Genomic DNA, 22,774 nt, shown 5'->3' on the forward strand with positions numbered 1-22,774 from the left:
GTGAAAGTCGCCACGCATGGGCCCCGTAACCTGGGTGTTGTGTCACGGATCGCATACTTCGGCCCCCAGGGGACCTTCACCGAACAGGCCGCGCGGATCCTCGCCGGCGGCGAAGAGCTGGTTCCGGTCGAGACCGTCCGGCTGGCGATGACGGCCGTCCGCAACGGCGAGGCGGACGCCGCGTGCGTCCCCATCGAGAACTCGGTCGAAGGTGTCGTCCCCACGACGCTCGACGCGCTCAGCGAGTCGACGCCGCTGGTCGCCGTCGCCGAAGCGATCCTGCCGGTCCACTTCAGCGTGCTCACCCGTCCGGGTGACCGCGAGATCCGGACCGTAGCGAGCCACCCGCACGCGCTCGCCCAGGTCCGCGACTGGCTGGAGGCGAACCTGCCCGGCGCGAACCCGGTGGCGTCGTCCTCGACGGCGGCGGCCGCGGTCGGCGTGCTCCAGGGCGACTTCGACGCCGCGGTCTGCGCGCCGGTCGCCGTCGAGCACTACGACCTCGAGGTGCTGGCCACCGAGGTCGCCGACGTCACCGACGCGGCGACCCGGTTCCTGCTGGTCCGCCCGCCGGGCGACCTGCCGGAGCCGACCGGCGCCGACCGGACGTCGGTGGTGGCCGCCGCGGTGAACCGCACCGGCACGCTCGCCGAGCTGCTCACCGCGCTGGCCGACCGTGGGATCAACCTAACCCGCCTCGACGCCCGCCCGACCCGCAACAACTTCGGCGAGTACCGCTTCTTCATCGACTTCGAGGGCCACGTGGCCGAGCCGCGGATCCTCGACGCGCTGACCGCGCTGCGCCGGCACTGCCGCACCCTGCGCTTCCTCGGCTCGCACCCGCGGGCCGACCGGGTCCGCCCCACGATCGAACCCGGCTTCGGCAACGACGACTTCGTGGACGCGTCCGTGTGGGCCGACGCCGTCCGCAAGGGGGACCTGGCGTGAGGCTGCTGCTCATCCGCCACGGCCAGACCGAGGGGAACGTCCGCGGCGCGCTCGACACCGCACTGCCTGGCCCGCCGCTCACCGAACTGGGGCAGTCGCAGGCCGTGGACCTCGCCGGCCGCCTGTCGGGGGAGCCGGTGGTCGCGGTCTACGCGTCGCAGGCGACCCGGGCCCAGCAGACCGCCGCGCCGCTCGCCGCGCAGTTCGGCTTGGAGGTGCAGGTCGTCGACGGCGTGCACGAGGTCGTTGCCGGTGACCTGGAGGGCGCCACCGACCACGCGTCGATCCGCGTCTACATGGACACCGTGCGGAAGTGGACGCTCGGCGAGCTGGAGCCGTCACTGCCCGGCGGTGAGAGCGGCACGAGCGTGCGCACGCGGATGCTCGACGCCGTGGGCGGCCTGCGGGCCAAGCACGAGCAGGCCGACCCGGACGGGGTGGTCGCGCTGGTCAGCCACGGTGGCGCGATCCGGCTGGGTGCCGAGTGGCTGGCCCCGAACGTCCACGCCGACGTCGCCAACGCGGCCCTGATCCCGAACACGGGCATCGTCGAGCTGCTGGCGCGGCCCGAGGGGCAGTGGCACTGCCTGACCTGGGTCGATACGCCACTCTGACCGTCACGAAAGTGTGATGCTGTCACGTTTAGGACACTTTCGGTGGGGAATTAACAACTGAACCAACCTGCCGCTGATCCGTGCGTCTACCCAGCAGCACCACACCAGGGAGGCGATTGAAAATGGTTCGGACGAAGCTTTCGCGCTTGCTGCCGGTCGTCGCGGCTTCCGCGGGCGTTCTGGCGCTCAGCGCCTGCGGCGGTGGCGGGACCACCCCGGCGGCGAGCACGTCCACGCCGTCGACGTCCGAGTCCCCGACCTCGTCGACGGCCCCCACCGCGCCGCCCAGCACCAGCAACCCGGCACCGGCGTCGTCCTCACCGGTCGCCGCGCCCGCGGACAACGGGCTCTGCAAGTCCGGGGACGTCAAGCTCGCGCTCGGCCAGGGTGACGCCGGTGCCGGCTCGCTGTACCGCTCGCTGGTCATCACGAACTCCAGCGGCAAGCCGTGTGAGATCCAGGGCTTCCCCGGCGTCTCCTACGTCGGCGGCACCGACGGGCACCAGGTCGGCAAGGACGCCTTCCGCGAAGGCAGCAAGGGCAACGCCGTCAAGCTGAACCCGGGCCAGTCCGCGGTCGCCGACATCCAGTTCGTCAACGTGCGGAACTTCGACTCCGCGACCTGCCAGCCGACCGATGTCAAGGGCCTGCGGATCTACCTGCCGCAGGAGACCGCGTCGAACTTCGTGCCGGCGCCGGGCACGGGCTGCGCGAGCACCAAGATCCCGGGCAACCAGCTCGCGGTGAAGACGGTGCACCCCGCCTAGAGGCGGCCGCAGATCTCCTGGGCCTGCACCAGGTGCCGCTGCCCGGAGATGTCGTTGAAGTGCAGGCTGAGCACCATCCGGCTGACACCGTCGATGTGGTCGGCCAGCGGCTGGTAGGTGGCGTTCACCTGGGCCGCCGCCGCGGAGAGCTCGCGTGCGGCGGTCATCCGGTGGAGCCGCTCCGGCGTGAGGCCCGGGGTCAGCGACGGATGCTCGTCCCGGCTCGTGTCGGGCAGCTCGCCGACGCGGTCGAGCGCCTGGCACGCCGCGAGGGCGTCGTCGAGGGCACCGGCGTGCACCCCGGACAGGCTCCAGAGCAGGCCGAGCACGCCGCCGCCGAGGACGAAGCCGGCCACGGCGCACAGCACCAGCATGCGGCGCGACTGCGGCACGGGCGCCGCGACCTCGCCGGCGTCGCCGGAGTCGGCCGCCGGCTCGTCGTAGTCGGGCTCGGCGTCGGTGCCGGTGTCCATGGTGCGCATATCCGCCTCCCACCACCTGGGTGATGAGGTATTTCAGCTCACATTTGCGGATCCTGGTGCCCCGAGGCCCCGGCTGAGGCCGATTCGTCATCCAGCGCGGTGCGGGTCAGCCCCAGCCGAGCTCGTGGAGGCGGGCGTCGTCGATGCCGAAGTGGTGGCCCAGCTCGTGCACGACGGTGATGAGGACCTCCTCGACGACCTCGTCCTCGTCCTCGCACATCGAGAGGATCGGCTGCCGGTAGATCGAGATCCGGTCGGGCAGCACCCCGCCGTACGACGACGTCCGCTCGGTCAGCGCGATCCCGTGGTAGAGCCCGAGGATGTCCGGCGCCTCGTCGTTGAACTCCTCGACCAGCACGACGACGTTGTCCATCGCCTTCGCGAACTCCGGCGGCACCTCGTCCAGGGCCTCCGAGACCAGTTCCTCGAACCGCTCCCGGCTCATCTCGACGGGCATCAGCCGTTCTGCTTCGAGGTCGGCGGCGCGGAGCTCGACGTCGCCGGGCCGCCGCCACCGTCCGAAGGCGGGCCGTCGGCGGGCGGGCCGTCACCCGGCTGGCCGCTGTCGGCGCCGGCCGGCGCGGCCTTGATGCTGCCGGTCACGGCCTGCAGGCCGCTCTTGTCCGGCAGGAGCGCGGCCACCTTGCAGTTGACCTTGGTCGAGCCGGCGTCCCAGCTCTCCTGCTCGCGCAGGTCCCAGCTGAGGATCAGGTGCTTGGCGTCGAGGTCGGCGCCGCCGGTGTAGTCGGACGCCGATTTGGTGCACTCGGTGTCGAGCCAGCTCTTCTGGTCGTCCTGCGACGGGTAGGCGTCCTTGAACTTCGACTTGAGGTCGAGGGTCGCGACGATCTCGTAGGAGTGCGGCTTGGCGCAGTCGATCGGGTCGCCGACGCCCTTGCCCTGCAGCGCCAGGCAGGTGCCGGGATCGAAGGCCAGCGACTGGTCCTGCTGCTTCGCCGGCCCCTTCGTCGGCAGCAGCTTGCCGGCCGGGCCCGCCCACTGCAGGCCGCAGCGCAGCTGGCGGTCGCCGTCGTCCCACTGCGACGTCGTCGGGCGCAGGAGGTTCGTCGTGAGCTTTCCGTACGGATCGAGGTTGTGCCCGAGGTACGGCTTCACGTCGGCGGTGCACTTCTGCTGGGCGATCTGCTGCCACTGCTCCAGCGTCGGCGTCGGCGCGCCCTCCGGGAACTGGGCGCCGATGTCGACGAGCGTGGTCACTTCGAACAGGTGCGGCTCGGTGCAGGCGACCTTGCGCGCGTCGCTCGCGTCCGGGTTGTCCCAGGTCAGGCAGCTGCCGGGGGGTGAGTGGAAGGCTTCTTCGGCGGCCGCCGACAGCTTGCCGGCACCTCCGCCGACGCCGCCTGTGATGCCGCCGCCCCAAGAGAAGACGACACTGAGGGCGAGCGCGATGAGCGCGCCCGCGAAGATCCCGCCCATCACGACGCGGGTGCGCAGCGTCTGCGAGGCGGAGGGGAACCGATCGGCGCTGGAAGACATCGCAGTCCATGATGCCCGCGTCGCGCGAGACGTGCGCGATCCGGGTGGTTAGGGTGGTCACGGTTTCGTGGTGGCCGGTGATTACGGAGCGTATATGACGCAGGACAACAACACTGGGGACCAGCCGCCCCCGGAGCCGCCGAAGCGCGGTTCCATGAGGTTCCAGGACTCGAACACGCAGCCCCGCGAGCCTTCGCTGGCCGAACAGCGAGCCCGTCAGCAGGCGCTCGCCCAGGAAGAACGCGACGAGGAGCTGGCCCGTCAGGCGGACGCCAAGGCGGCCACCCGGCGCAAGATCCTCATCGGCAGCGGTGTCACGGTCGGGCTCGTCGGCCTGGTCGCGACGTTCTACGCGGTCGCCAAGCCGGCCGGTGACGTCACCGCCGTCTGCACCGACTCGAACGGCATCGTCCAGGGCGACGACAACTGCGACGAGACCTACGTGACCAGTCACGGCGGGTACTCCAGTGGTGGCTTCCTGTTCCTGCCGATCGGCGGGGGCGGCTACAACAGCTACCGCTACAACTACGGCGGCACCGGCACCATCGGCCAGCGCGTGTCGGGTGGTTCGTACGACGCGCCGTCGTCGCGGACCAGCGTCAACACCAAGTCGGGCAAGTCCGTCCAGCGCGGCGGCTTCGGCATCAGCGGCAAGAGCGGCGGCACCGGGAGCACCGGCGGCACCGGCAAGAGCGGGGGATCCTAGGTGTACCGGGACCGGCGTGAGCCGCGGCGCGACTGGCAGCGGATCGTCGAGGAGCAGGGGCTCGTCTACGGCACGCCGGCCCGTGACAGCAGCGGCCGGGTGCGGCCGTACTGGGACGAGTCCGTGCACTACGTCTTCGACATGGACGAGGTCCTCTCGCTCGAAGCCGACGTCGAACTGCTGCACTCGATGTGCCTGGAGGCCGTCGACAACGTCGTGACGACCGAGGGCTACCAGCGCTTCGGCATCCCGGAATGGGTCTGGCCGCACATCGCGGAGTCGTGGAAGCGGCAGGACCCGCACGTCTACGGCCGGTTCGACCTGCGCTACGACGGCAAGTCGCCGGCGAAGCTGCTCGAGTACAACGCGGACACGCCGACGACGCTGCTGGAGGCCTCGCTGCTCCAGTGGCACTGGAAGACCGACGTCTTCCCGGACGACGACCAGTGGAACTCGATCCACGAGAAGCTCGTCGAGCGGTGGGCGTTCCTGCAGGAGAAGCTGCCGTCGAACGAGCTGCACTTCACCTGGTCGGCGGCCGACCCGTCCGGCGAGGACAACGTCACCACGGCGTACCTGCAGGAGACGGCGGCCGAGGCCGGCCTCGACACGGTGGGCCTGGCGATCGAGGAGATCGGCTGGGACCCGGTGCTCAAGCGGTTCGTCGACCTCGAAGAGCAGCAGATGGCGACCGTCCTGAAGCTGTACCCGTGGGAGTGGGTGGTCGACGAGGAGTTCGGCCGCAACGCCGTCGAGTCGCTGCCCCGGACGCTGTGGATCGAGCCGCTCTGGAAGATGATCCTCTCCAACAAGACGCTGCTGGCGGTCCTGTGGGAGAACTACCCGGGCCACCCGAACCTGCTGCCCGCGTTCGCCGACGACCCCGGCATCCTCACCGAGTACGTCCGCAAGCCCAAGCTGGGCCGCGAGGGGGCGAACGTCCAGATCGTCGCCACCGGCTACGAGACCCAGACCGACGGCGTCTACGGCGCCGAAGGGTTCGTCTACCAGGCCTTCGACCCGCTGCCCGAGTTCGACGGCTACCGGCCGGCGCTCGGCGCGTGGATCGTCGGCGACAGCTCCGCGGGACTGGGCATCCGGGAGACCGGCGGGCTGGTCACCGACGACGGTGCGGCATTTGTCCCACATCGCATCCCCGAGTCGTGATACAACACCGTCGCTGATCAGCTCTTTTCTCCTGGGAGACAACTCGTGAACACGACCCTTGCGCTGTCCGACACGTTCGGCTCCGACCTCGTGCGGGGGATCGGCGCGATCCTGCTCTACGGCGTCATCGGCCTGCTGCTGATGTTCGCCGGCTTCTACGCCATCGACTGGACCACGCCCGGCAAGCTGTCGAAGCTGGTCACGCAGGGTCTGCCGAACGCGGTGATCGTGACCGCGTCCGGGCTGCTCTCGATGGCGTTCATCGTCGTCGTGGCGATCTTCAACTCGGCGAGCGACCTCACCGAGGGCCTGATCACCTCGCTCGTCTACGGCCTGCTCGGGATCGTCGTCCAGGTGATCGCCGTCCGGCTGCTGGAGTGGGCGACCCGCATCGACGTGGCGTCGACCATCGAGAGCGAGAAGTTCGCCCCGGTGAGCATCGTCGTCGCGGCCGCGCACATCGGGCTGGGCCTCGTCGTGGCGGTCGGCATTTCCTGACTCGCGGCATCCAGGTGAGCCGGGCCACGTGCGTGGCCCGGCTCTCTTGTTCCCACTAGCGTGGAGTTCGTGCGCCTGCTGAGGACACCGGACGACCGGTTCACGGACCTGCCCGACTTCCCCTTCGAGCCGCGGTACGTCGAGCTCGACGACCCGCACGGCGGCGTGATCAGAGTCGGCTACGTCGAGGCCGGCCCCGCGGACGGCCCGCCCGTGCTGCTCCTGCACGGCGAGCCCAGCTGGTCGTTCCTCTACCGCAAGATGCTGCCCGTGCTGGCCGCGGCCGGCCTGCGCGCCATCGCGCCCGACCTGGTCGGCTTCGGCCGGTCCGACAAGCCCGGCGACATGGTCGACCACACCTACGCCCGGCACGTCGAGTGGATGCGCGGGTTCGCGTTCGACGCACTGGACCTGCGGGACGTCACGCTCGTCGGCCAGGACTGGGGCGGCCTGATCGGCCTGCGCCTGGTCGCGGAGCACCCCTCACGGTTCGCGCGCGTGGTGGCGTCCAACACGGGCCTGCCGACCGGCGACCACGACATGCCGGCGGTGTGGCACGCCTTCCGCGAGGCCATCGAGAAGGCCCAGGTGCTGGACGTCGCCCGGTTCGTCCAGTCGGGCTGCAAGACGTCGCTGACGCCCGAGGTGCGCGCGGCCTACGACGCGCCCTTCCCGAACGAGATGTACAAGGCCGCGCCGAGGGCGATGCCGGGCTTGGTGCCCTACCAGCCGGACAACCCGGCGTCGGCGGCCAACCGCTCCGCGTGGGAAGTCCTGACCGAACTGGAACTGCCGTTCCTGGTGGCCTTCTCCGACGGCGACCCGATCACGGGTGGTCTGGCCCCGGTCCTGCAGCGGTCGTTGAAGGGCGCGCAGGGCCTGGAGCACCCGGTGATTGCGGGCGCGGGCCATTTCCTGCAGGAAGACGCAGGCGAGGAACTGGCCGAACACGTGGTGCGCTTCATCCGGGGCTGAGCAGCCCCCGTTTTCCACGCAAGCGGAGGGCACCGACGGAATCGGTGCCCTCCGTTCTTGCGTCTGCCTGAACCCGGTACCTCATGGTGACTCCTCGGCTACAGTCGGGTCAACGAACCGGGGACCGAGGGGGAAACATGGTTCATCGAGGTAAAGAGTTCGGCGTCGATCTGTACGAGCTGGAAAAGGTCGCGAAGGTGGACTTCCCGACCGTGTCGGCCGACTACGGAGACGCATGCGACGCCCGGAGCAGTTCGGAGGCGACGCGCTCGGGCCGGTGTACCAGGCGTATTTGGACCTGCACGACACCGTGATGGGTTTCATCGGGGAAACCAAGGCCAACCTGGACGACACGGCCATCGTGCTGGACAAGGCGGCGCAGCACTACGCCGCGACAGATCAGGCGGCGCACGACGAGCTTTACCGTCGTGCGCAGAACGACCCGGAACTAGGCGGCAAGCTGTGAGTTTCGACCAGCTCATGCAGCACGCCAGGGATATCACGGACAAGGCCGTTGCCCTGACGGCGAGGGAGATCGCCCAGAAAAAGGCGACGCAGTCCGGGGCGAACCCCGACCCCGAGGCCATCCGGCGGTCCTACGCTTTCATCGAATCGATGTTCGAGCCGTTCTCCAGGTTGCCCGATCCGGCCGGGTACGACCCGTTGATCGCCGACTTGAACGCGGCGATGGCGAAGCTGAACACCGGTTCCGTCAACAACACGGAACTCAGCAGCGACGTGACGTTCGTGAACCCGCACCTGGACAAGATGACGACCGACGGTGGATACCTGCAAGGCTGGACCGGGGACGCCGCGATGGCCTTCAAGGCCAACTTCGTCGACACCTTCAGGTCGATCGCCGGGAACCAGTTCACCGTGCTGTCCATCCTCAAGGGCATCCTGCAGGCCCACCGGGAGATGTGGCTCCGGGCACGCGCCGACATCGACAAGATCGCGGAGAACACGAAGAACGCCCTCGACAACGCCGGTGGCTGCGGCAAGAACCAGTGGACCTTCGACTTCTCGGTGCTCTCCGCGGTCAGTGCGATCGGTGGAGTGGTCGTCGCGGTCGCGACCGGGGGTGTCGTGCCGCTCGCCGCGATCGGGGCGCTCGCGTCGGTGGGTGGTGCGGGCGTGGCCGGGCTGACGGCGTCCGGAGACTCGGCCGAGGCGATCATCAGCTCGATGAAGCAGGGTGTCGACGAGCTCGCCAAGCACATTCAGGAGGTCGAGACCCAGCAGATCGCGCAACGGGTGCAAGCGTTGACCGAAGCTGTGCACGGGAACAAGGACAAGATCGTTTCTGCTCGCCCGAACCTGGCTGGAATGAGCGACCACGACCTCGTCGGCGACGGCGGCATGGGTAAGTCGGACTAGGGGGAGGGAAAGCACCGTGGTGGACTTGGCCGAGAGGCTGGACGGCATTCGAGTTCGGGTGCGGGCTCCGGGGGCGGATATCGAAGCGGAGCTGCGTCAGCGCACCGGTATCACGATTTCGTTCGGCGAAAGCGTCTACGACTTCATCAACGAATCCGCGCTGGAGACCGTGCTGGCTTCCCTGGCGCGTCTGCTGTGGGCGGGTTGGCAACGTCAATATCGGGCCGCGATCGACGAGACGGATCTCAACATCGATGCCGATGACTTGCGGGATTCGAATTTCTTCGCCGACCGGGCCAAAATTGTGACTTTGGGTGCATCGAACGACAAGCGGATCACGATAACCGCGGTGGGCATGGAAAATTACTCGGTTCAGATCGCGCCGGGTACCGTCCGCGAAGTACCCGAGGACCGGTTCGCGGTGAACGCCGCCGAAGCGGCCACGAAGTTGATCCAAGACTTCCAGGCCAAGGTGGATGAGCTCAAGAAGCGGTACTACGAATGACGAAACGCAAGCTTGTCTTGTCCGTGGTCGCCGTGGCCGTGGTCGCCGCCGCTGGAATCACCGCGGTGGTGCTCTCCACCGGCGGTGAGCCGGCGGCGCGGCCGTGTGACATCCCGGATTCGGTTCGGGAGCAGCCCGCTTCCGCGAAGACCGCACCGGGTGGCGGCGGAATCGAAGTCGCCGAGAAAGGGGTCTCCTCGACGGGCTTGGTGAGCATGGGAGCCGTCCTGCGCAACACCAGCGACCGGGTCGCCTACCGGACCAGGGTGGCGCTCGAGGTGAACGTCTCCGTCGACGGCTTGCCACCGGGGCCGGTCCAGGGGCCGTTGATGACCATGGAGATCCCGGTGCTGGTGCCGGGCCAGCGGGTGGGCATCGGCCGGCCGCTCATCAAGGTGACCGCGACGAACAAGGTGACCTCGGCCGACGTCGACCCGCAGACGACCACCTGGCTTCCCGCCGGTGCGCTCGGCGGGTTCAGCCCGGTGACCGACACCTACGAATCCACCAGCCGGGTCAAGGCCGCGCTGCCGGCCGACGCCGTCCGGTACACGGAGCGCTCGGCCAACTGCCGGGCACTGGCCAGCCGCCGGACCGCGGTGGTGTTCCGGGACACGACCGGCAAGATCGTCGGCGATGGCCTCCTCCCGCCCGACGGCCGGGGCAATCCGGCCGGCAGTCCACAGCAGCGCCCGGCGAGCCCGTCGTGCTCACCGGGCGAACGCAGTACCTGGATCGTGCCGTTGCAGGACATCCCACCGGAAACGGACGACAGCCGCACCGAGTTGTACTCCTACTGCGACCTGAACCTCCCGCCGTCGGACGTCAACGACGCGGACTGAGCAGCCCCCGTTTTCCACGCGTCCGGGAGTGTCAGGCCCTCCCGTTAGGCTGGAATCGGGGGCCTGCTCAGGTCAGGCGAGTGCCGCGTGGGTCGCAGCCAGTGCGTCGACCAGGATGTCCAAGCCTTCCTGGGCCTCGTCCGCTGTCAGGGTCATCGGCGGGCCGAGCCGCAGGACGTTGCCGTGCAGGCCGCCCTTGCCGATCAGCAAGCCGCGCTTCTTCGTCTCCTCCAGCATTCGGGCGGCCGCCGGAACGTTGGGCTCCGTCGTGCCCGGCTTGATCAGCTCGATGCCGATCATCAGGCCCTTGCCGCGCACCTCCGCCACCAGCGGTGACGACGCCGCGCGCAGGCCGTCGAGGAGCTGGCGGCCGCGGGCTGCGCAGTTCGCCTGGAGGTCGTGGTCCTTGATGTAGTCGAGGACGGCCGTCGCGCCGGCCATCGAGACCGGGTTGCCGCCGAACGTCGAGAACGACTGGGCCTGGAAGCAGTCCAGGACGTCGCCGCGGGCGACCACGCCGCCCACCGCGAGGCCGTTGCCGAGGCCCTTCGCGAACGTCATCATGTCCGGCGTGACGCCGTGGGCGTCGATGCCCCAGAAGTGCTCGCCCGTGCGGCCCCAGCCGGTCTGGACCTCGTCCGAGATGAACAGCACGCCATAGGAATCGAGCACCTCCTTCATCGCCCGGAACAGGCCGTCCGGCGGGAGGCTGAAGCCGCCGACGCCCTGGATCGGCTCGGCGATCAGGCAGGCGACGTCGCCCGCCGTCGCCGTGTCCAGGACGTCGACCAGGTCGGCGACGCAGGCCTTGATGTAGTCGGCGTCCGACAGGTCGCGGAACGGGCTTCGATAGCGATAACCGCCGTGGACGTAGTTGACCTTGACCGGGCTCAGCGCCGACGCCGACCAGCCGCGGTTGCCGGTGATCGCGACCGTCCCGAAGGACCGGCCGTGGTAGGAGTTCCGCATGGCCAGCACCTGGTTGCTGCGCCGGAACTGCGTCGCGAGCATCAGCGCCGTGTCGTTCGCCTCGCTGCCGGAGTTCGTGAAGAACACCTTCGCGTCCGGGATGCCGGACAGCGACGCGATCCGCTCGGCCAGCTCGACCTGCGAGCGGATCAGGTACAGCGTCGAGGTGTGCAGGATGCCGGTGTCGAGCTGCTTGCGGACCGCGTCGCCGATCTCCGCGACGTCGTAGCCCATCGAGTTCGTCAGCACGCCGGCGAAGAAGTCGAGGTAGGTGCGGCCCTGCGAGTCGGTCATCCGCCGGTCGTGCGCGTGCACGATCTCGATCGGCTCCTCGTAGAGCAGCGACATCCAGGACGGCATCACAGCGCGGTGGCGGGCGAGCAGCTCGTCGGTCATCGGGGCGCCTCCTCGGGGTCTCCCAGAAGTATGGGGAGGCCGCGAACAGCGCTTCAACGATCAGACTGTCGGGATAACCCAGTAGGGACGCACAGTCTGTACGGACTACCCTCTGTCTTCGTGATTGACCCCAGGACTCTGCGCGATGACCCGGAAGCCGTGCGCGCGTCGCAGCGCGCCCGTGGCGAGGACGAAGGAGTGGTCGACAAGCTGCTCTCCCTCGACTCCCGGCGCCGCTCCTCGATCGCGGCCGCGGACAAGCTGCGCAACGAGCAGAAGCTCCTGGGCAAGCAGATCCCGAAGGCCCCGCCGGAGGAGAAGCAGCAGCTGCTGGCCACGGCCAAGGAGCTCGCCGCCCAGGTCAAGGCGGCCGAAGCAGAGCAGAACACGTCGTCGGAGGAGTTCGACCAGCTCTTCCGGACCGTGGCGAACCTCGTGCACCCGGACGCGCCGGTCGGCGGCGAGGACGACTTCACCGTCGTCAAGCACGTCGGCGAGCCCACCAAGTTCGACTTCACCCCGCGCGACCACCTCGACCTGCTCGAAGCGCTCGGCGGCGTCGACATGGAACGCGGCGCGAAGGTGTCCGGCTCGCGGTTCTACTTCCTCACCGGCGTCGGTGCGCAGCTGCAGCTCGGCCTGCTCAACATGGCCATCGCGCAGGCGCTCGAAAACGGCTTCACGCCGATGATCACGCCGTCGCTGGTGCGCCCCGAGATCATGGCCGGCACCGGCTTCCTCGGCCAGCACTCGAGCGAGATCTACCACCTCCAGGACGACGACCTGTACCTCGTCGGCACGTCGGAGGTGCCGCTCGCCGGCTTCCACGCCGACGAGATCCTCGACCTGAACGACGACGCGAAGCGCTACGCGGGCTGGTCGTCCTGCTACCGCCGCGAGGCCGGCTCGTACGGCAAGGACACCCGCGGCATCATCCGCGTGCACCAGTTCGACAAGGTCGAGATGTTCGTCTACACCAAGCCGGAGGACGCCGAGGCCGAGCACGAGCGGCTGCTCGGCTGGGAAGAGCAGATGCTCGCGAAGATCGAGGTGCCCTACCGGGTCATCGACACCGCGACCGGCGACCTCGGCACGTCCGCGCACCGCAAGTTCGACTGCGAGGCGTGGATCCCGACGCAGGACACCTACCGCGAGCTGACCTCGACGTCCAACTGCACGACGTTCCAGGCCCGCCGCCTCTCGGTGCGCTACCGCGGCGAGAACGGCAAGCCGCAGATCGCCGCGACGCTCAACGGCACGCTCGCCACCACGCGGTGGATCGTCGCGATCATCGAGAACCACCAGCAGGAGGACGGCTCCGTGCGCGTCCCGGCGGCGCTGCGTCCGTTCGTCGGCGGCAAGGAAGTCCTCACGCCGCGCTGAATCCGGCGGATCCCCGGTGCTCTCCCGTTCGTCCCAGTAAGGTCCGGGCCGAACGGGAGAGGACTCAACGTATGCGCGTGAAGTGGCAGGTCGCGGTGGCCCTGGCGGCCCTGACCGTGGTGTCCGGCTGCACGGTGGCGGTCGGCGGATCGGCGTCGCCGGTGCCGGGTCAGGGTGCGATCGTCAAGGACATCGACGCCTGCTCGCTGCTCGACGAGGCCCAGCTCGACGCCCTCGGCTACGAGATCAAGGGCCGCTCGGTCAAGGAGAACAAGGACCGGCTCCAGACGCCGATGTGCCTGTGGAACACGAAGGAGGACGTCGATCCGTCGGCCGTCCTCAACGTCGGCTACACCACGGACATCGACTTCAACGAGTACATCGCCGGCGCCGTCGCGAAGTCCGGGCCGCAGCAGATCGCCGGGTTCACCTGGACGCAGTACCCGTCGATCATCGGGGACGACTGCGTGCTGTACGCGCTCCTCGGGGACAAGTCCTTCGCGTACGTGAGCGTCTCGGAGCCGCCGCTGGACAAGGCGTGCGAGCTGGCGAAGGCGGTGGTCCCGCAGGTCGCGGCCCACCTGCCCGGCGGGCAGGACGCGCCGTCGATCACCCCGACGAGCCCGGCGAAGGTCGAGCCGGGCGGGCCGCTGCTGTCGGTCGACCCCTGCACGATGCTGAAGCCGGACCAGGTAGCGCAGCTGCCCGGCATCTCCCCCGAGGGCAAGAAGGACAACTCCTCCACGGTGCCGAACGCGGCGTTCTGCCTGTGGGACGACACCGACGGCGACGAGGGGCAGAAGGCGTTCGAGGTCTGGCTCGGCCCGAGCACCCCGGCGGCCGACTGGCCCGGCACCAAGGGCGTCTCGGCGACCGAGACCGTCGACGTCGGCGGCAAGAAGTGGGGCATCTTCCCGAACATGGGCGGCCTCCGCGCGACCTGCGGCGCCACCCTGGCCGTCACGGACACGTCGTCGGTGGAGGTCGTCAGCGGGTTCATCGGGGACGACACCAAGACGTGCGACCTCGTGAAGAAGGGCCTGCCGCTGGTGACGGCGAACCTGCCGGGCTAGGCGGACACCTGGTCGGCGATGTGGCGCGCGATCTCCAGCGCGCTCGTCGCGGCCGGCGACGGCGCGTTCAGGACGTGCACCTGGTCGCGCGCGGTCTCGATGAGGAAGTCGTCGACGAGCGAGCCGTCGCGGCGCATGGCCTGCGCGCGGACGCCGGAGCCGTGCCGGACGATGTCGTCCTCGGTCACGGCCGGGACGAGCCGGGCGAGACTCGCGGCGAAGCGCTTCTTCGAGAACGAGCGCCGCACCTCGTCGAGCCCGGTCGGGATCGCGTACTTCTTCGCGAGCCGCCAGACGCCGGGGAACGCGGCGACCTCGGCCACGTCCTTCGCGGAGAAGTCGGCCCAGCGGTAACCCTCGCGGCGCAGCGCGAGCACGGCGTTGGGGCCGGCGTGCACGCTGCCGTCGAGCATGCGCGTGAGGTGCACGCCGAGGAACGGCAGCGTCGGGTCCGGCACCGGGTAGATCAGGCCCTTGACCAGGCCACGGCGTTCGGGCTTGAGCTCGTAGTACTCACCGCGGAACGGCACGATCTTCGCGGACGGCGTCAGCCCGGCCAGCCGCGCGACCCGGTCGGAGTGCAGGCCGGCGCAGTTGACGAGCCCGTCCGCGACGACGACGTCGGAGCCGGTCGCGACCTCGACCCCGCCGTTCGCGCCGGCCCGGATGGCCATCGCGGGGCTGTTCAGCCGCAGGTCGACGCCGGCTTCGTCGAGCAGCCGCACGAGTGCCTGGCAGACGGCCGGGAAGTCGATGATCCCGGTCGACTCGACGCGCAGCGCGGCGACGCAGGCCACCTCGGGCTCGTACTCACGAGCCTCGGCGGGGGAGATCTTCTTGGCCGGCACGCCGTTCGCCTCGGCCCGTTCGGCGAGCGTGTTGAGCGCCGGGATCTCCTTCTCGTCGGTGGCGACGACGAGCTTCCCGCACACCTCCACCGGCACGCCGTACTGGCGCGCGAAGTCCACGATGGACCGGTTGCCCGCGACGGACATCCGCGCCTTGAAGGAGCCGGGCTTGTAGTAGAGCCCGGCGTGGACCACGTTCGAGTTGTGCCCGGTCTGGTGCGCCGCCCACCGCGGCTCCTTCTCCAGCACGGTCACGTCCAGCCCACGCCTGGTCAGTTCCCAGGCCACGGCCAGACCGACGATTCCACCCCCGACGACCACCACGTTGCGCACGATCGACCAGGCTACGCGAGTCCCCGCGATCCGCCGACCAGGTGGTTCGGGAAACCGCGCCGAACGGCAGCGGGGTAGCGGCAGGCGGTTTCGGGGTGCCGCTCAGTCCGCCAGCCCGGCCGTCGTCAGGGCCTTCTGGGCGCTCATCCCGAGTCCCACCACATAGGCCTGTTCGAAACCCGCCGCTCCCAACGACTCCCGCACCCGGGCCCGGACCGCCGCCACGTCCGGGTCGCCGTTGATCGCCGTCCCGCGCACCGCCGCCGCCGCGCCCAGCAGCACCGCCGCCTGTTCCGGGTGGACGGCCGCGCCGGCCAGGCCCTCCAGGGCGAACGCCACGACGTCACCCGCGTGCCACCGGCGTCCGACCTGCAACGCCTCGCGGTACAGCCCGGCCGCGTCGGCCACCCGGCCTTCGCCCAGGGCCAGCCAGCCCAGCGCAATCAACGCCGCCGCGTGGACCGTCTCCGCCGAGAACGAACCGCCCTCGCACTCCGCCAGCGCCCGCTCGCACCACGACCGGGCCGTCGGCAGGTCACCGTCCAAGCGGGACAGGGTGGCCAGTCCGATGTAGGCGGCCGCGCGGGATTCCGGCATGCCCGAGCGGCGGGCCGTCGACTCCGCGAGCTCGTAGTCCGCCCGCGCGCCCGCGTGGTCACCCTGCAGCAGGCGGGTCCAGGCGCGGCGGGTGATCAGGTCCGCGGCGTCGTCCGTCGCGCCCAGCTGGTGCATCAACGCGAGCGACTCGTCCATCTTCACCAGCGCCTCGGCGTACTCGCCGCGCCAGCTCAGCAGCTGCGAAAGGTGGTCCAGCGCCATCGAAAGACCCCACCGCTCGCCGAGCTCGCCGAACTGCAGCGCGCCCTCGCGCAGGCCCTCTTCGGCCTGGACGAGGTCGCCGGTCATCATCGAGCGCAGGCCGAGGCCCATCGGGACCATCGCCCACGTCCACGGTTCGCCGTGCGCCAGCATCACCTCGCCGCGCCCGTACATCTCGGCGTCGTCGGCGGGCGGCCCGATCACCACGGCCAGCAACATGATCAGCATCGGGTGGCGCGGCGACCACATCGAGTCCCTGGCGTACCGGCGGGCCAGCGGCACGTACGGCGCCAGCGCCTCCTCACCCGGCATCCCGGCGAGCGCGCTGAGCAGGCAGAGCAGGAACTCCTCGACGTACTCCGCCTGCACCTCCGGCCCGCAGCGCTTCACGACCTCCAGCGACAGCACCGCGCCCTCGAATCGCCGCCCGCGCATCCACCAGTACATCGCCAGCGACGTGACCAGCCGCAACGCGATGACGACGTCCGCGTCGGCCGCCCAGCGCAGCGCCGCCAGGACGTTGTCGTAGTCGGCGTCGATCCGGGCCAGCCAGTCCAGCTGCGCCGCGGTCCGCAGCAGCGGGTCCGCCTCTTCGGCGAACCGCAGGAAGTACTCGGCGTGCGCGCGGTGCAGGGTGTCCGTCTCGCCCGCTTCGGCGAGCTTCTCCGCGCCGAACGCGCGGATGGTCTCCAGCATCCGGAACCGCCCGCCGACGGCCTCGACCAGTGACTTGTCGGCCAGCTCCGGCAGCAGGGTGTCGTCCGCGCCGCACACCTCGGCGGCCGCGGCGAGGGTCGCCCCGCCGGGGAAGACCGTCATGCGCCGCGCCAGCCGCCGCTCCTCGTCGTCGAGCAGGTCCCAGCTCCATTCGACGACCCCGCGCAGCGACCGGTGCCGCTGCTCGGCCGTGCGGCTGCCGCGGGCGAGCAGCCGGAACCGGTCGTCGAGGCGGGCCGCGATCTCGCCGACCGGCAGCGTCCGGACGCGGGCCGCGGCCAGCTCCAGCGCGAGCGGCAGGCCGTCGAGCGCGGCGCAGATGTGCTGGACGTCGCCGATCGTCGACTCGTCGAGGGCGAACGCGGGATCGCTGGCGGCCGCGCGGTCCGCGAACAGCCGGACGGCCGGGAACTCGCCGGCCTGCGCGGCGGACGTCCCGGGCGGCGGCACGGCCAGCCGCGGCACCGGCGCCAGCTGCTCACCGGTGATCCCGAGCGGCTCGCGGCTGGTGGCCAGCACCCGCAGCCCGGGGCACGCGCCGAGCAGCCGCCCGGCCAGCCGGGCCGCGACGTCGACGACGTGCTCGCAGTTGTCGAGCACCAGCAGCGTCGTGCGGTCGCGCAGCGCCGCGACCAGCCGGTCGGCCGGGTCCTGCGCCTCGCGCTGCCGCAGCGTGGTGTCCCGCAGGCCCAGCGCGCCGAGCACCGCGCCGACGACCTCGCCGGCGCCGTGGGGCGCCAGCTCGGCGAACGCGACCGGGCCCTCGGCGGCCGCGGCGGTTTCGACGGCCAGCCGGGTCTTGCCGGTGCCGCCCGGCCCGAGCAGCGTGACGAGCCGGGCGCGCGCGAGCAGCTCCGAGACCTGCCGCAGCTCGGCGTCCCGGCCGACGAAGCTGGTCAGCTGCGCGGGCAGTGCCGGGATGGCCGGCTTCTCGGTCTCGCCGCGCAGCACGGCGAGGTGGACCTCGGCGAGCTCCGGGCCGGGGTCGGCGCCCAGCTCGTCGGCCAGGGTGCGGCGGGCGTCCTCGAACGCGGCCAGCGCGTCGGCGGACCGGCCGGCGACGTGCAGCGCGCGGACGAGCTGCGCGCGCGGCCGCTCCCGCAGGGGGTGGGCGGCGACCGTCTCGCGCAGCCCGGCGAGGACGTCCTCGGCCTGGCCGAGGGCCAGCCGGGCCTCGACGTGGTCGTCGGCCGCCTCGGCCCGCAGCTCCGCGAGCCGGGCGGTCTGGGTGACGGCGAACGGCGCGTCCGCCAGGTCGCTGAACGCGTCCCCGCGCCACAGCGCCAGCGCCTCACCCAGCACGTCGGCGGCCTGCGCGTGCTCCGCGGCCTTCAGGTGCGCGCGGCCTTCGCGCACGAGCCGGGCGAAGGCGAGAGCGTCCACTTCGTCCGGTTCGACGTCCAGGCGGTAGCCCGCCGCGGTGAACTCGACCGGGGCGAGGTCCTTCAGGGCCGTCCGCAGCCGGGACACCTGCGATTGGAGGGCGTTGGCCGCGCCGTCCGGCGGGTGTTCGCCGTACATCCCGTCGATCAGCCGCTCGGCCGGGACGAACCGGCCGGCCTCGAGCGCGAGCAGCGCGAGGAGCGTTCGCGACCGCGGGCCGCCCACCGCCACTTGCGTGCCGTCCGGGCGCCACGCGGCTACCGCCCCCAGCACCCCGAATCGCATGTGCCCAGCGTAAGACGTTCGGCGGGGTGCGGTGGGGATCACTCGAAAGTGGGGTTCGGCGTGGGGCTGTCAACCGAATGATCCGGCGTATATACACTTCGCCGGGTCCCCACGCAATGGGAGAGGTATGCCGACCGACAGCATTGCCCTAGGTCAACCGACCGTGGGCGAAGAAGAGCTAGCCGCCGTCGCCGAGGTCTTCCGGTCCGGCTGGCTGGCCGGGGCCGGTCCGGCGTGCCGCCGTTTCGAGGAACGGTTCGCGCAGGTCACCGGCACGGCGCACGCGCTGGCGACCGCGAACTGCGGTTCGGCGCTCTTCCTCGGCCTCAAGGTCCTGGGTGTTCAGCCCGGTGACGAGGTCGTCGTCGGCGACTACACGTTCCCGGCGACGGGCCACGCGGTCGTCCAGGCCGGCGCCACCCCGGTGTTCGCCGACATCCGCCCGGACGTCTTCAGCGCCGACCCGGCGCACGTCGAGGCCCTGATCACCCCGCGGACCGTCGGCATCCTCGCCGTCGACGTCGCGGGCCAGCCGGGCGACTTCGACGAGTACCGCGCGATCGCCGACAAGCACGGCCTCTGGCTCTTCGAGGACGCCGCCTGCGCCGCGGGCGCGACGTACAAGACGCGTCCGGCCGGCAGCCTCGCCGACCTCGCCGCGTTCTCCTTCCACGGCCGCAAGGGCATCACAGCGGGCGAGGGCGGCGCGCTCGTCTCGGACCGCGAAGACCTCATCGCGCACGCCCGCAAGCTGCACACCTACGGCATCGAGCCGGCGATCAGCCGCGAAGGCTCGAACGCGCTGCCGATCCCGGAGTTCCACGAGCTCGGGTACAACTTCCGCATGTCGGACGTGCAGGCCGCGATCATGGGCGTCCAGCTCGACCGCCTGCCGGACCTGCTGGCCGCCCGCCGCTCGGTCGCCAAGCGCTACCACGAGGCGTTCGACGACGTCGAAGCCTTGACCGTCCCCGTCGAGCTGCCCGACCGCGAACACCCGTGGCAGGCATACCTGCTCACGGTCGCCCCGTCGATCAGCCGCGACACGCTGGCCCTGCGCGTCCGCGAACAGGGTGTCCAGTGCAACTTCGGCACCTACGCCTCCCACCTCCAGCCGATCTACGGCCCCCAGACCCCGCTGCCCGTGTCGGCCGACGCGTTCGCGCGTCAGCTCGCCATCCCCATGCACGCCAACCTGACGGACGCCGAAGTGGCGCGCGTCGGCGAGGTCGTGCGCGCCGCCGTGCAGTCACTGTCCTGAAGCCACCGACCGAGGAGAAATTGGTGTCCGACAAGAAGGTCCTGTTCACCGGGGCCGGTGGGTTCATCGCCGCGCACGTCATCCCGCTGCTGATCGAGGGCGGCTACACCGTCCGCATCTTCGACAACATGACCCGCGGCGATCGCGCGCGCGTCGACGAGTTCGTCGCCACCGGCAAGGTCGAGCTGGTCGAGCAGGACGTCCGCTACGGCGGCGCGGTCCGCGAGGCCATGCGCGGCTGCACGCACGTCATCCACTTCGCCACGGTCTCGATCAACAAGTCGATCGCCGACCCGGCCGAGTCGATCGACATCAACATGGTCGGCAACCACAACGTCTTCGCCGCGGCGGCCGACGAGGGTGTCGAGCGGCTCGTGTTCGCCTCGACCGCGTCGGTCTACGGCGAGCCGAAGCGGCTGCCGATGCACGAGGACGACGAGCTCAAGCCGCTCACGCCGTACTGCATCTCGAAGCGCGCCGGCGAGGACCTGCTCGGCTTCTACGAGCGCACCAAGGGCCTGTCCTGGAACGCGCTGCGCTTCTTCAACGTGTACGGCCCCGGCCAGAAGATCGAGGCCTACTACACCTCGGTGATCAACCACTTCATCCAGCGCCTGCGCGCCGGCCAGCCGCCGATCATCGACGGCCGCGGCGACCAGTCGATGGACTTCGTGCACGTCGCCGACCTGGCGCGCGCGGTCGTGGCGGCGCTGGAGTCGGAGCAGGCGAACCTGCCGATCAACATCGGCACCGGCATCGACACCTCGATCGCCGCGCTGGCCAAGATCCTCATCGAGGCCGTCGGCGTCGACGTCGAGCCGCTGTTCAACGAACGCGACGTGCTGGTCACGCGCCGCGCCGCCGACATCACCCGCGCCCGGAACGTGCTCGGCTGGGAGCCGCGGATCACTGTCGAAGAAGGTATGCGACAGCTGGTCAAGGACTCCGAGTGAGCACCACCGCGGGCCCTGCCCGAGGACGTGCGATGCGCATCGCGGTGGTCAACAACTTCTTCCCGCCGCGGGTGGGCGGGAGCGCGCACATGTCGGCGTCGCTGGCGGCGCAGTTCGTCGAAGAGGGCCACGAGGTCCTGGCGATCACGGCCGCCTACGCCGACGCCCCGGCCGAAGAGGAGCGTGACGGCTACCGCGTCGTGCGCCTCCCGGCGACGAAGATGCCGCAGGTCGGCCTGTCGATCGACTTCGACATGAGCTTCGCGTCGGTCCGGCCGGGCAACTGGCGGCGGCTGTGGAAGCTGCTCAACGAGTTCAAGCCGGACGCGATCCACCTGCACGGCCAGTTCTTCGACCTGTCGTGGCTGGCCGGGATCTACGCGCGGCGGCGGAACATCCCGGTGCTGCTGACCATCCACACCCTGCTGATCAGCGACAACAAGCTGTACGGCGGGGTGTTCCGGATGCTCGACGCGGTGCTCGTGCGGCCGATCCTCGCCTACATCCGGCCGCGGTACGTCATCCTCGACAAGCTCGGCGTCGACTACTGCGTCGAGCGCTACGGCACCAGCGACGCGAACTCGGAGTACTTCCCGATCGCGGTCGACACCGGCCACTTCGCGAAGCCGGTGACGAAGGACGTCCGCGCGGAGCACCAGATCGGTGACGCGCCGCTGATCGTCTCGCTCGGGCACGTCATCCCGCTGCGCAACCGGCTCCCACTGATCGAGGCTCTTCCGTCCATTTTGGACAAGCACCCCGGGGTGCGGGTGGCGATCGTCGGCCGCGTCTACCACGACGCGTTCCTCAAGCGGGCCGCCGAACTGGGCGTCTCCGAGGCGCTGATCGTCACCGGCGCGGTGCCGAAGGAGGACGTCCCGGCGTACTTCGCGGCGGCCGACATCGTGACGCACGACCTCAACGGCGGCTGCGGCACGGCGTCCCTGGAAGCGATGCTTTCGGGCACGGCGACGATCGCGTCGGTCACCGAGGACAACTACCCGGGCATCGAGCTGCGCAACGGTGAGAACGTGCTGCTGGTCCGCCCGGACGACGCGGAAGCCGTGGCCTCGACGGTCATCGGCCTGCTCGACGACCCGGAGCGGCGCGCGGTGATCGCCCAGCGCGAGAGCGAGATGGTGCGGTCGAACTTCGGCCTCGACGTCGTCGCCGAAGAGCACCTGCGGACCTTCGAGAAACTGGTGTCGGACTCCCATGTTCTTCGATGACGAGCGCAGCCACCGGCTGCGCCCGCAGATCCTGACCGAGCTCGTCTCGCAGTACATGAACGACGCCGAGCGGGCGAAGTACTACGGGCTGCCCGAGACGTGCCGGGTCCGCGAGCGCGTCAAGATCATCAGCCCCGAGAACCTCAAGATGGGCGACCACTGCTGGGTCGGCGAGGGCGCGGCGCTCGACGCGAGCGGCGGCCTGGAGATCGGCGAGCACACGAGCATCGGCCTGAACACGCTGATCTTCACCCACTCCAGCTGGCTCGCGAACATGACGCTGCAGAACCACTCGGGCAGCGACCTGATCGAGCGCAAGCCGGTGAAGATCGGCAAGGGCTGCTTCATCGGTGGCCTGGTCGTCATCATGGCGGGCGTGACGATCGGCGACTTCGCCACGGTCCAGCCGAACTCGGTGGTGGCCAAGGACGTCCCGCCCCGCACCCTGGTGGCCGGCAACCCGGCCCGCGTCTTCCAGCGCTACGACGAGGAGTACATCCAGTCCGAAGTGGACCGGGTGCGCGCGGAGAACACCCGCCGCCGCGAGATCGCGGAGTCACACGGGCAGAACACTTCGGGCTGGGGAGCCCCATCGGGCGACTACTCGGAGCAGTAGCTTTGTGGCAGCCTGACGTGCGATGATGACGTCCAGTTACCGCGGCGGAGAAGGCGATGAGTGTCATGGAGTGGCCTCACCACCTCTTGTCCCTTGAAGACTGGATCGACCTGCCGGAAACCCCGGAGTAC

23 protein-coding genes are annotated in these 22,774 nt (G+C 70.2%); 17 read left to right on the forward strand and 6 right to left on the reverse strand.

Features of this window, described 5'->3' with window-relative positions:
* Positions 1 to 39: 39 nt before the first annotated feature.
* From pheA to VA596_RS49255, 3 genes are all read left to right on the forward strand, one after another.
* Entirely contained in the window at positions 40 to 948 is a 909-nt protein-coding gene (pheA, locus tag VA596_RS49245) for a prephenate dehydratase (RefSeq protein WP_323337715.1), read from the forward strand.
* Positions 945 to 1,562 (forward strand): histidine phosphatase family protein, encoded by a 618-nt coding sequence (locus VA596_RS49250; RefSeq protein WP_323337717.1) that lies wholly within the window; start codon positions 945 to 947, stop codon positions 1,560 to 1,562. The genes pheA and VA596_RS49250 overlap by 4 nt, the downstream gene beginning before the upstream one ends.
* A 122-nt stretch (positions 1,563 to 1,684) precedes the next feature.
* Positions 1,685 to 2,329, forward strand: a complete 645-nt coding sequence (locus VA596_RS49255; protein WP_323337719.1) for a DUF4232 domain-containing protein — start codon at positions 1,685 to 1,687, stop codon at positions 2,327 to 2,329.
* On the opposite strand, the gene VA596_RS49260 is transcribed toward VA596_RS49255, so the two are convergent.
* The 3 genes from VA596_RS49260 to VA596_RS49270 form a co-directional block, all read right to left on the reverse strand.
* Entirely contained in the window at positions 2,326 to 2,811 is a 486-nt protein-coding gene (locus tag VA596_RS49260) for a hypothetical protein (protein WP_323337721.1), read from the reverse strand. The two genes, VA596_RS49255 and VA596_RS49260, sit on opposite strands and share 4 nt — an antisense overlap.
* Positions 2,812 to 2,917: 106 nt before the next feature.
* Entirely contained in the window at positions 2,918 to 3,268 is a 351-nt protein-coding gene (locus VA596_RS49265; protein WP_125305989.1) for a metallopeptidase family protein, read from the reverse strand.
* A complete protein-coding gene (locus tag VA596_RS49270) occupies positions 3,268 to 4,308 on the reverse strand; it encodes a septum formation family protein (RefSeq protein ID WP_323337724.1) in 1,041 nt (346 codons plus the stop codon). Before VA596_RS49270 ends, VA596_RS49265 begins: the two co-directional genes overlap by 1 nt.
* Positions 4,309 to 4,462: 154 nt before the next feature.
* On the opposite strand from VA596_RS49270, the gene VA596_RS49275 reads away from it, so the two are divergent.
* The 8 genes from VA596_RS49275 to VA596_RS49310 all read left to right on the forward strand — a co-directional run bounded on the left by VA596_RS49275 (position 4,463) and on the right by VA596_RS49310 (position 10,378).
* Entirely contained in the window at positions 4,463 to 5,014 is a 552-nt protein-coding gene (locus VA596_RS49275; protein ID WP_323337726.1) for a hypothetical protein, read from the forward strand.
* Positions 5,015 to 6,181: a glutathionylspermidine synthase family protein gene (locus VA596_RS49280; RefSeq protein WP_323337728.1), complete on the forward strand. Its 1,167-nt coding sequence runs from the start codon at positions 5,015 to 5,017 to the stop codon at positions 6,179 to 6,181. It begins immediately after the preceding gene.
* A gap of 45 nt (positions 6,182 to 6,226) precedes the next feature.
* Entirely contained in the window at positions 6,227 to 6,679 is a 453-nt protein-coding gene (locus VA596_RS49285; protein ID WP_323337730.1) for a DUF350 domain-containing protein, read from the forward strand.
* A 69-nt stretch (positions 6,680 to 6,748) separates the two neighbouring features.
* On the forward strand, positions 6,749 to 7,654 hold the full coding sequence (locus tag VA596_RS49290; protein WP_323337732.1) for a haloalkane dehalogenase: 906 nt from the start codon (positions 6,749 to 6,751) through the stop codon (positions 7,652 to 7,654).
* 235 nt (positions 7,655 to 7,889) lie between these two features.
* Positions 7,890 to 8,120 carry a hypothetical protein gene (locus VA596_RS49295; protein WP_323337734.1) on the forward strand — a complete coding sequence of 77 codons (231 nt, stop codon included), beginning with the start codon at positions 7,890 to 7,892 and terminating at the stop codon, positions 8,118 to 8,120.
* Complete coding sequence (locus tag VA596_RS49300; RefSeq protein WP_323337735.1) at positions 8,117 to 9,031, forward strand: hypothetical protein; 915 nt, start codon at positions 8,117 to 8,119, stop codon at positions 9,029 to 9,031. Before VA596_RS49295 ends, VA596_RS49300 begins: the two co-directional genes overlap by 4 nt.
* 16 nt (positions 9,032 to 9,047) lie before the next feature.
* A complete protein-coding gene (locus tag VA596_RS49305; protein ID WP_323337736.1) occupies positions 9,048 to 9,536 on the forward strand; it encodes a hypothetical protein in 489 nt (162 codons plus the stop codon).
* Positions 9,533 to 10,378, forward strand: coding sequence for a hypothetical protein (locus tag VA596_RS49310; protein WP_323337737.1), 846 nt, complete (start codon positions 9,533 to 9,535; stop codon positions 10,376 to 10,378). Before VA596_RS49305 ends, VA596_RS49310 begins: the two co-directional genes overlap by 4 nt.
* A gap of 72 nt (positions 10,379 to 10,450) precedes the next feature.
* Here VA596_RS49310 and VA596_RS49315 read toward each other — a convergent pair whose 3' ends face one another.
* The gene (locus VA596_RS49315) at positions 10,451 to 11,743 is read right to left on the reverse strand and encodes an aspartate aminotransferase family protein (protein WP_323337738.1); all 1,293 of its coding nucleotides are present in this window, start codon (positions 11,741 to 11,743) and stop codon (positions 10,451 to 10,453) included.
* A gap of 120 nt (positions 11,744 to 11,863) precedes the next feature.
* On the opposite strand from VA596_RS49315, the gene serS reads away from it, so the two are divergent.
* Positions 11,864 to 13,126: a serine--tRNA ligase gene (gene serS, locus VA596_RS49320; protein WP_323337739.1), complete on the forward strand. Its 1,263-nt coding sequence runs from the start codon at positions 11,864 to 11,866 to the stop codon at positions 13,124 to 13,126.
* Between the two features lie 71 nt (positions 13,127 to 13,197).
* Positions 13,198 to 14,199: a DUF3558 family protein gene (locus tag VA596_RS49325; RefSeq protein WP_323337740.1), complete on the forward strand. Its 1,002-nt coding sequence runs from the start codon at positions 13,198 to 13,200 to the stop codon at positions 14,197 to 14,199.
* Here VA596_RS49325 and lhgO read toward each other — a convergent pair.
* Together lhgO and VA596_RS49335 are read right to left on the reverse strand one after the other, a co-directional pair.
* Positions 14,196 to 15,380, reverse strand: coding sequence for an L-2-hydroxyglutarate oxidase (gene lhgO / locus VA596_RS49330; protein WP_323337741.1), 1,185 nt, complete (start codon positions 15,378 to 15,380; stop codon positions 14,196 to 14,198). The two genes, VA596_RS49325 and lhgO, sit on opposite strands and share 4 nt — an antisense overlap.
* 102 nt (positions 15,381 to 15,482) lie before the next feature.
* A complete protein-coding gene (locus tag VA596_RS49335) occupies positions 15,483 to 18,584 on the reverse strand; it encodes a BTAD domain-containing putative transcriptional regulator (protein ID WP_323337742.1) in 3,102 nt (1,033 codons plus the stop codon).
* A gap of 127 nt (positions 18,585 to 18,711) precedes the next feature.
* Here VA596_RS49335 and VA596_RS49340 point away from each other — a divergent pair, with 127 nt between their 5' ends.
* The 4 genes from VA596_RS49340 to VA596_RS49355 are packed head-to-tail and all read left to right on the forward strand — an operon-like array spanning position 18,712 to position 22,643.
* Positions 18,712 to 19,845, forward strand: a complete 1,134-nt coding sequence (locus tag VA596_RS49340; protein ID WP_323337743.1) for a DegT/DnrJ/EryC1/StrS family aminotransferase — start codon at positions 18,712 to 18,714, stop codon at positions 19,843 to 19,845.
* Between the two features lie 23 nt (positions 19,846 to 19,868).
* Entirely contained in the window at positions 19,869 to 20,798 is a 930-nt protein-coding gene (locus VA596_RS49345) for an NAD-dependent epimerase/dehydratase family protein (protein WP_323337744.1), read from the forward strand.
* A 32-nt stretch (positions 20,799 to 20,830) separates the two neighbouring features.
* Positions 20,831 to 22,027 carry a glycosyltransferase family 4 protein gene (locus VA596_RS49350; RefSeq protein WP_323337745.1) on the forward strand — a complete coding sequence of 399 codons (1,197 nt, stop codon included), beginning with the start codon at positions 20,831 to 20,833 and terminating at the stop codon, positions 22,025 to 22,027.
* The gene (locus VA596_RS49355) at positions 22,014 to 22,643 is read left to right on the forward strand and encodes an acyltransferase (RefSeq protein ID WP_323337746.1); all 630 of its coding nucleotides are present in this window, start codon (positions 22,014 to 22,016) and stop codon (positions 22,641 to 22,643) included. Before VA596_RS49350 ends, VA596_RS49355 begins: the two co-directional genes overlap by 14 nt.
* The last annotated feature ends 131 nt before the right edge of the window (positions 22,644 to 22,774 follow it).

The organism is Amycolatopsis heterodermiae (genome assembly GCF_034929455.1).
Lineage (GTDB): Bacteria > Actinomycetota > Actinomycetes > Mycobacteriales > Pseudonocardiaceae > Amycolatopsis > Amycolatopsis heterodermiae.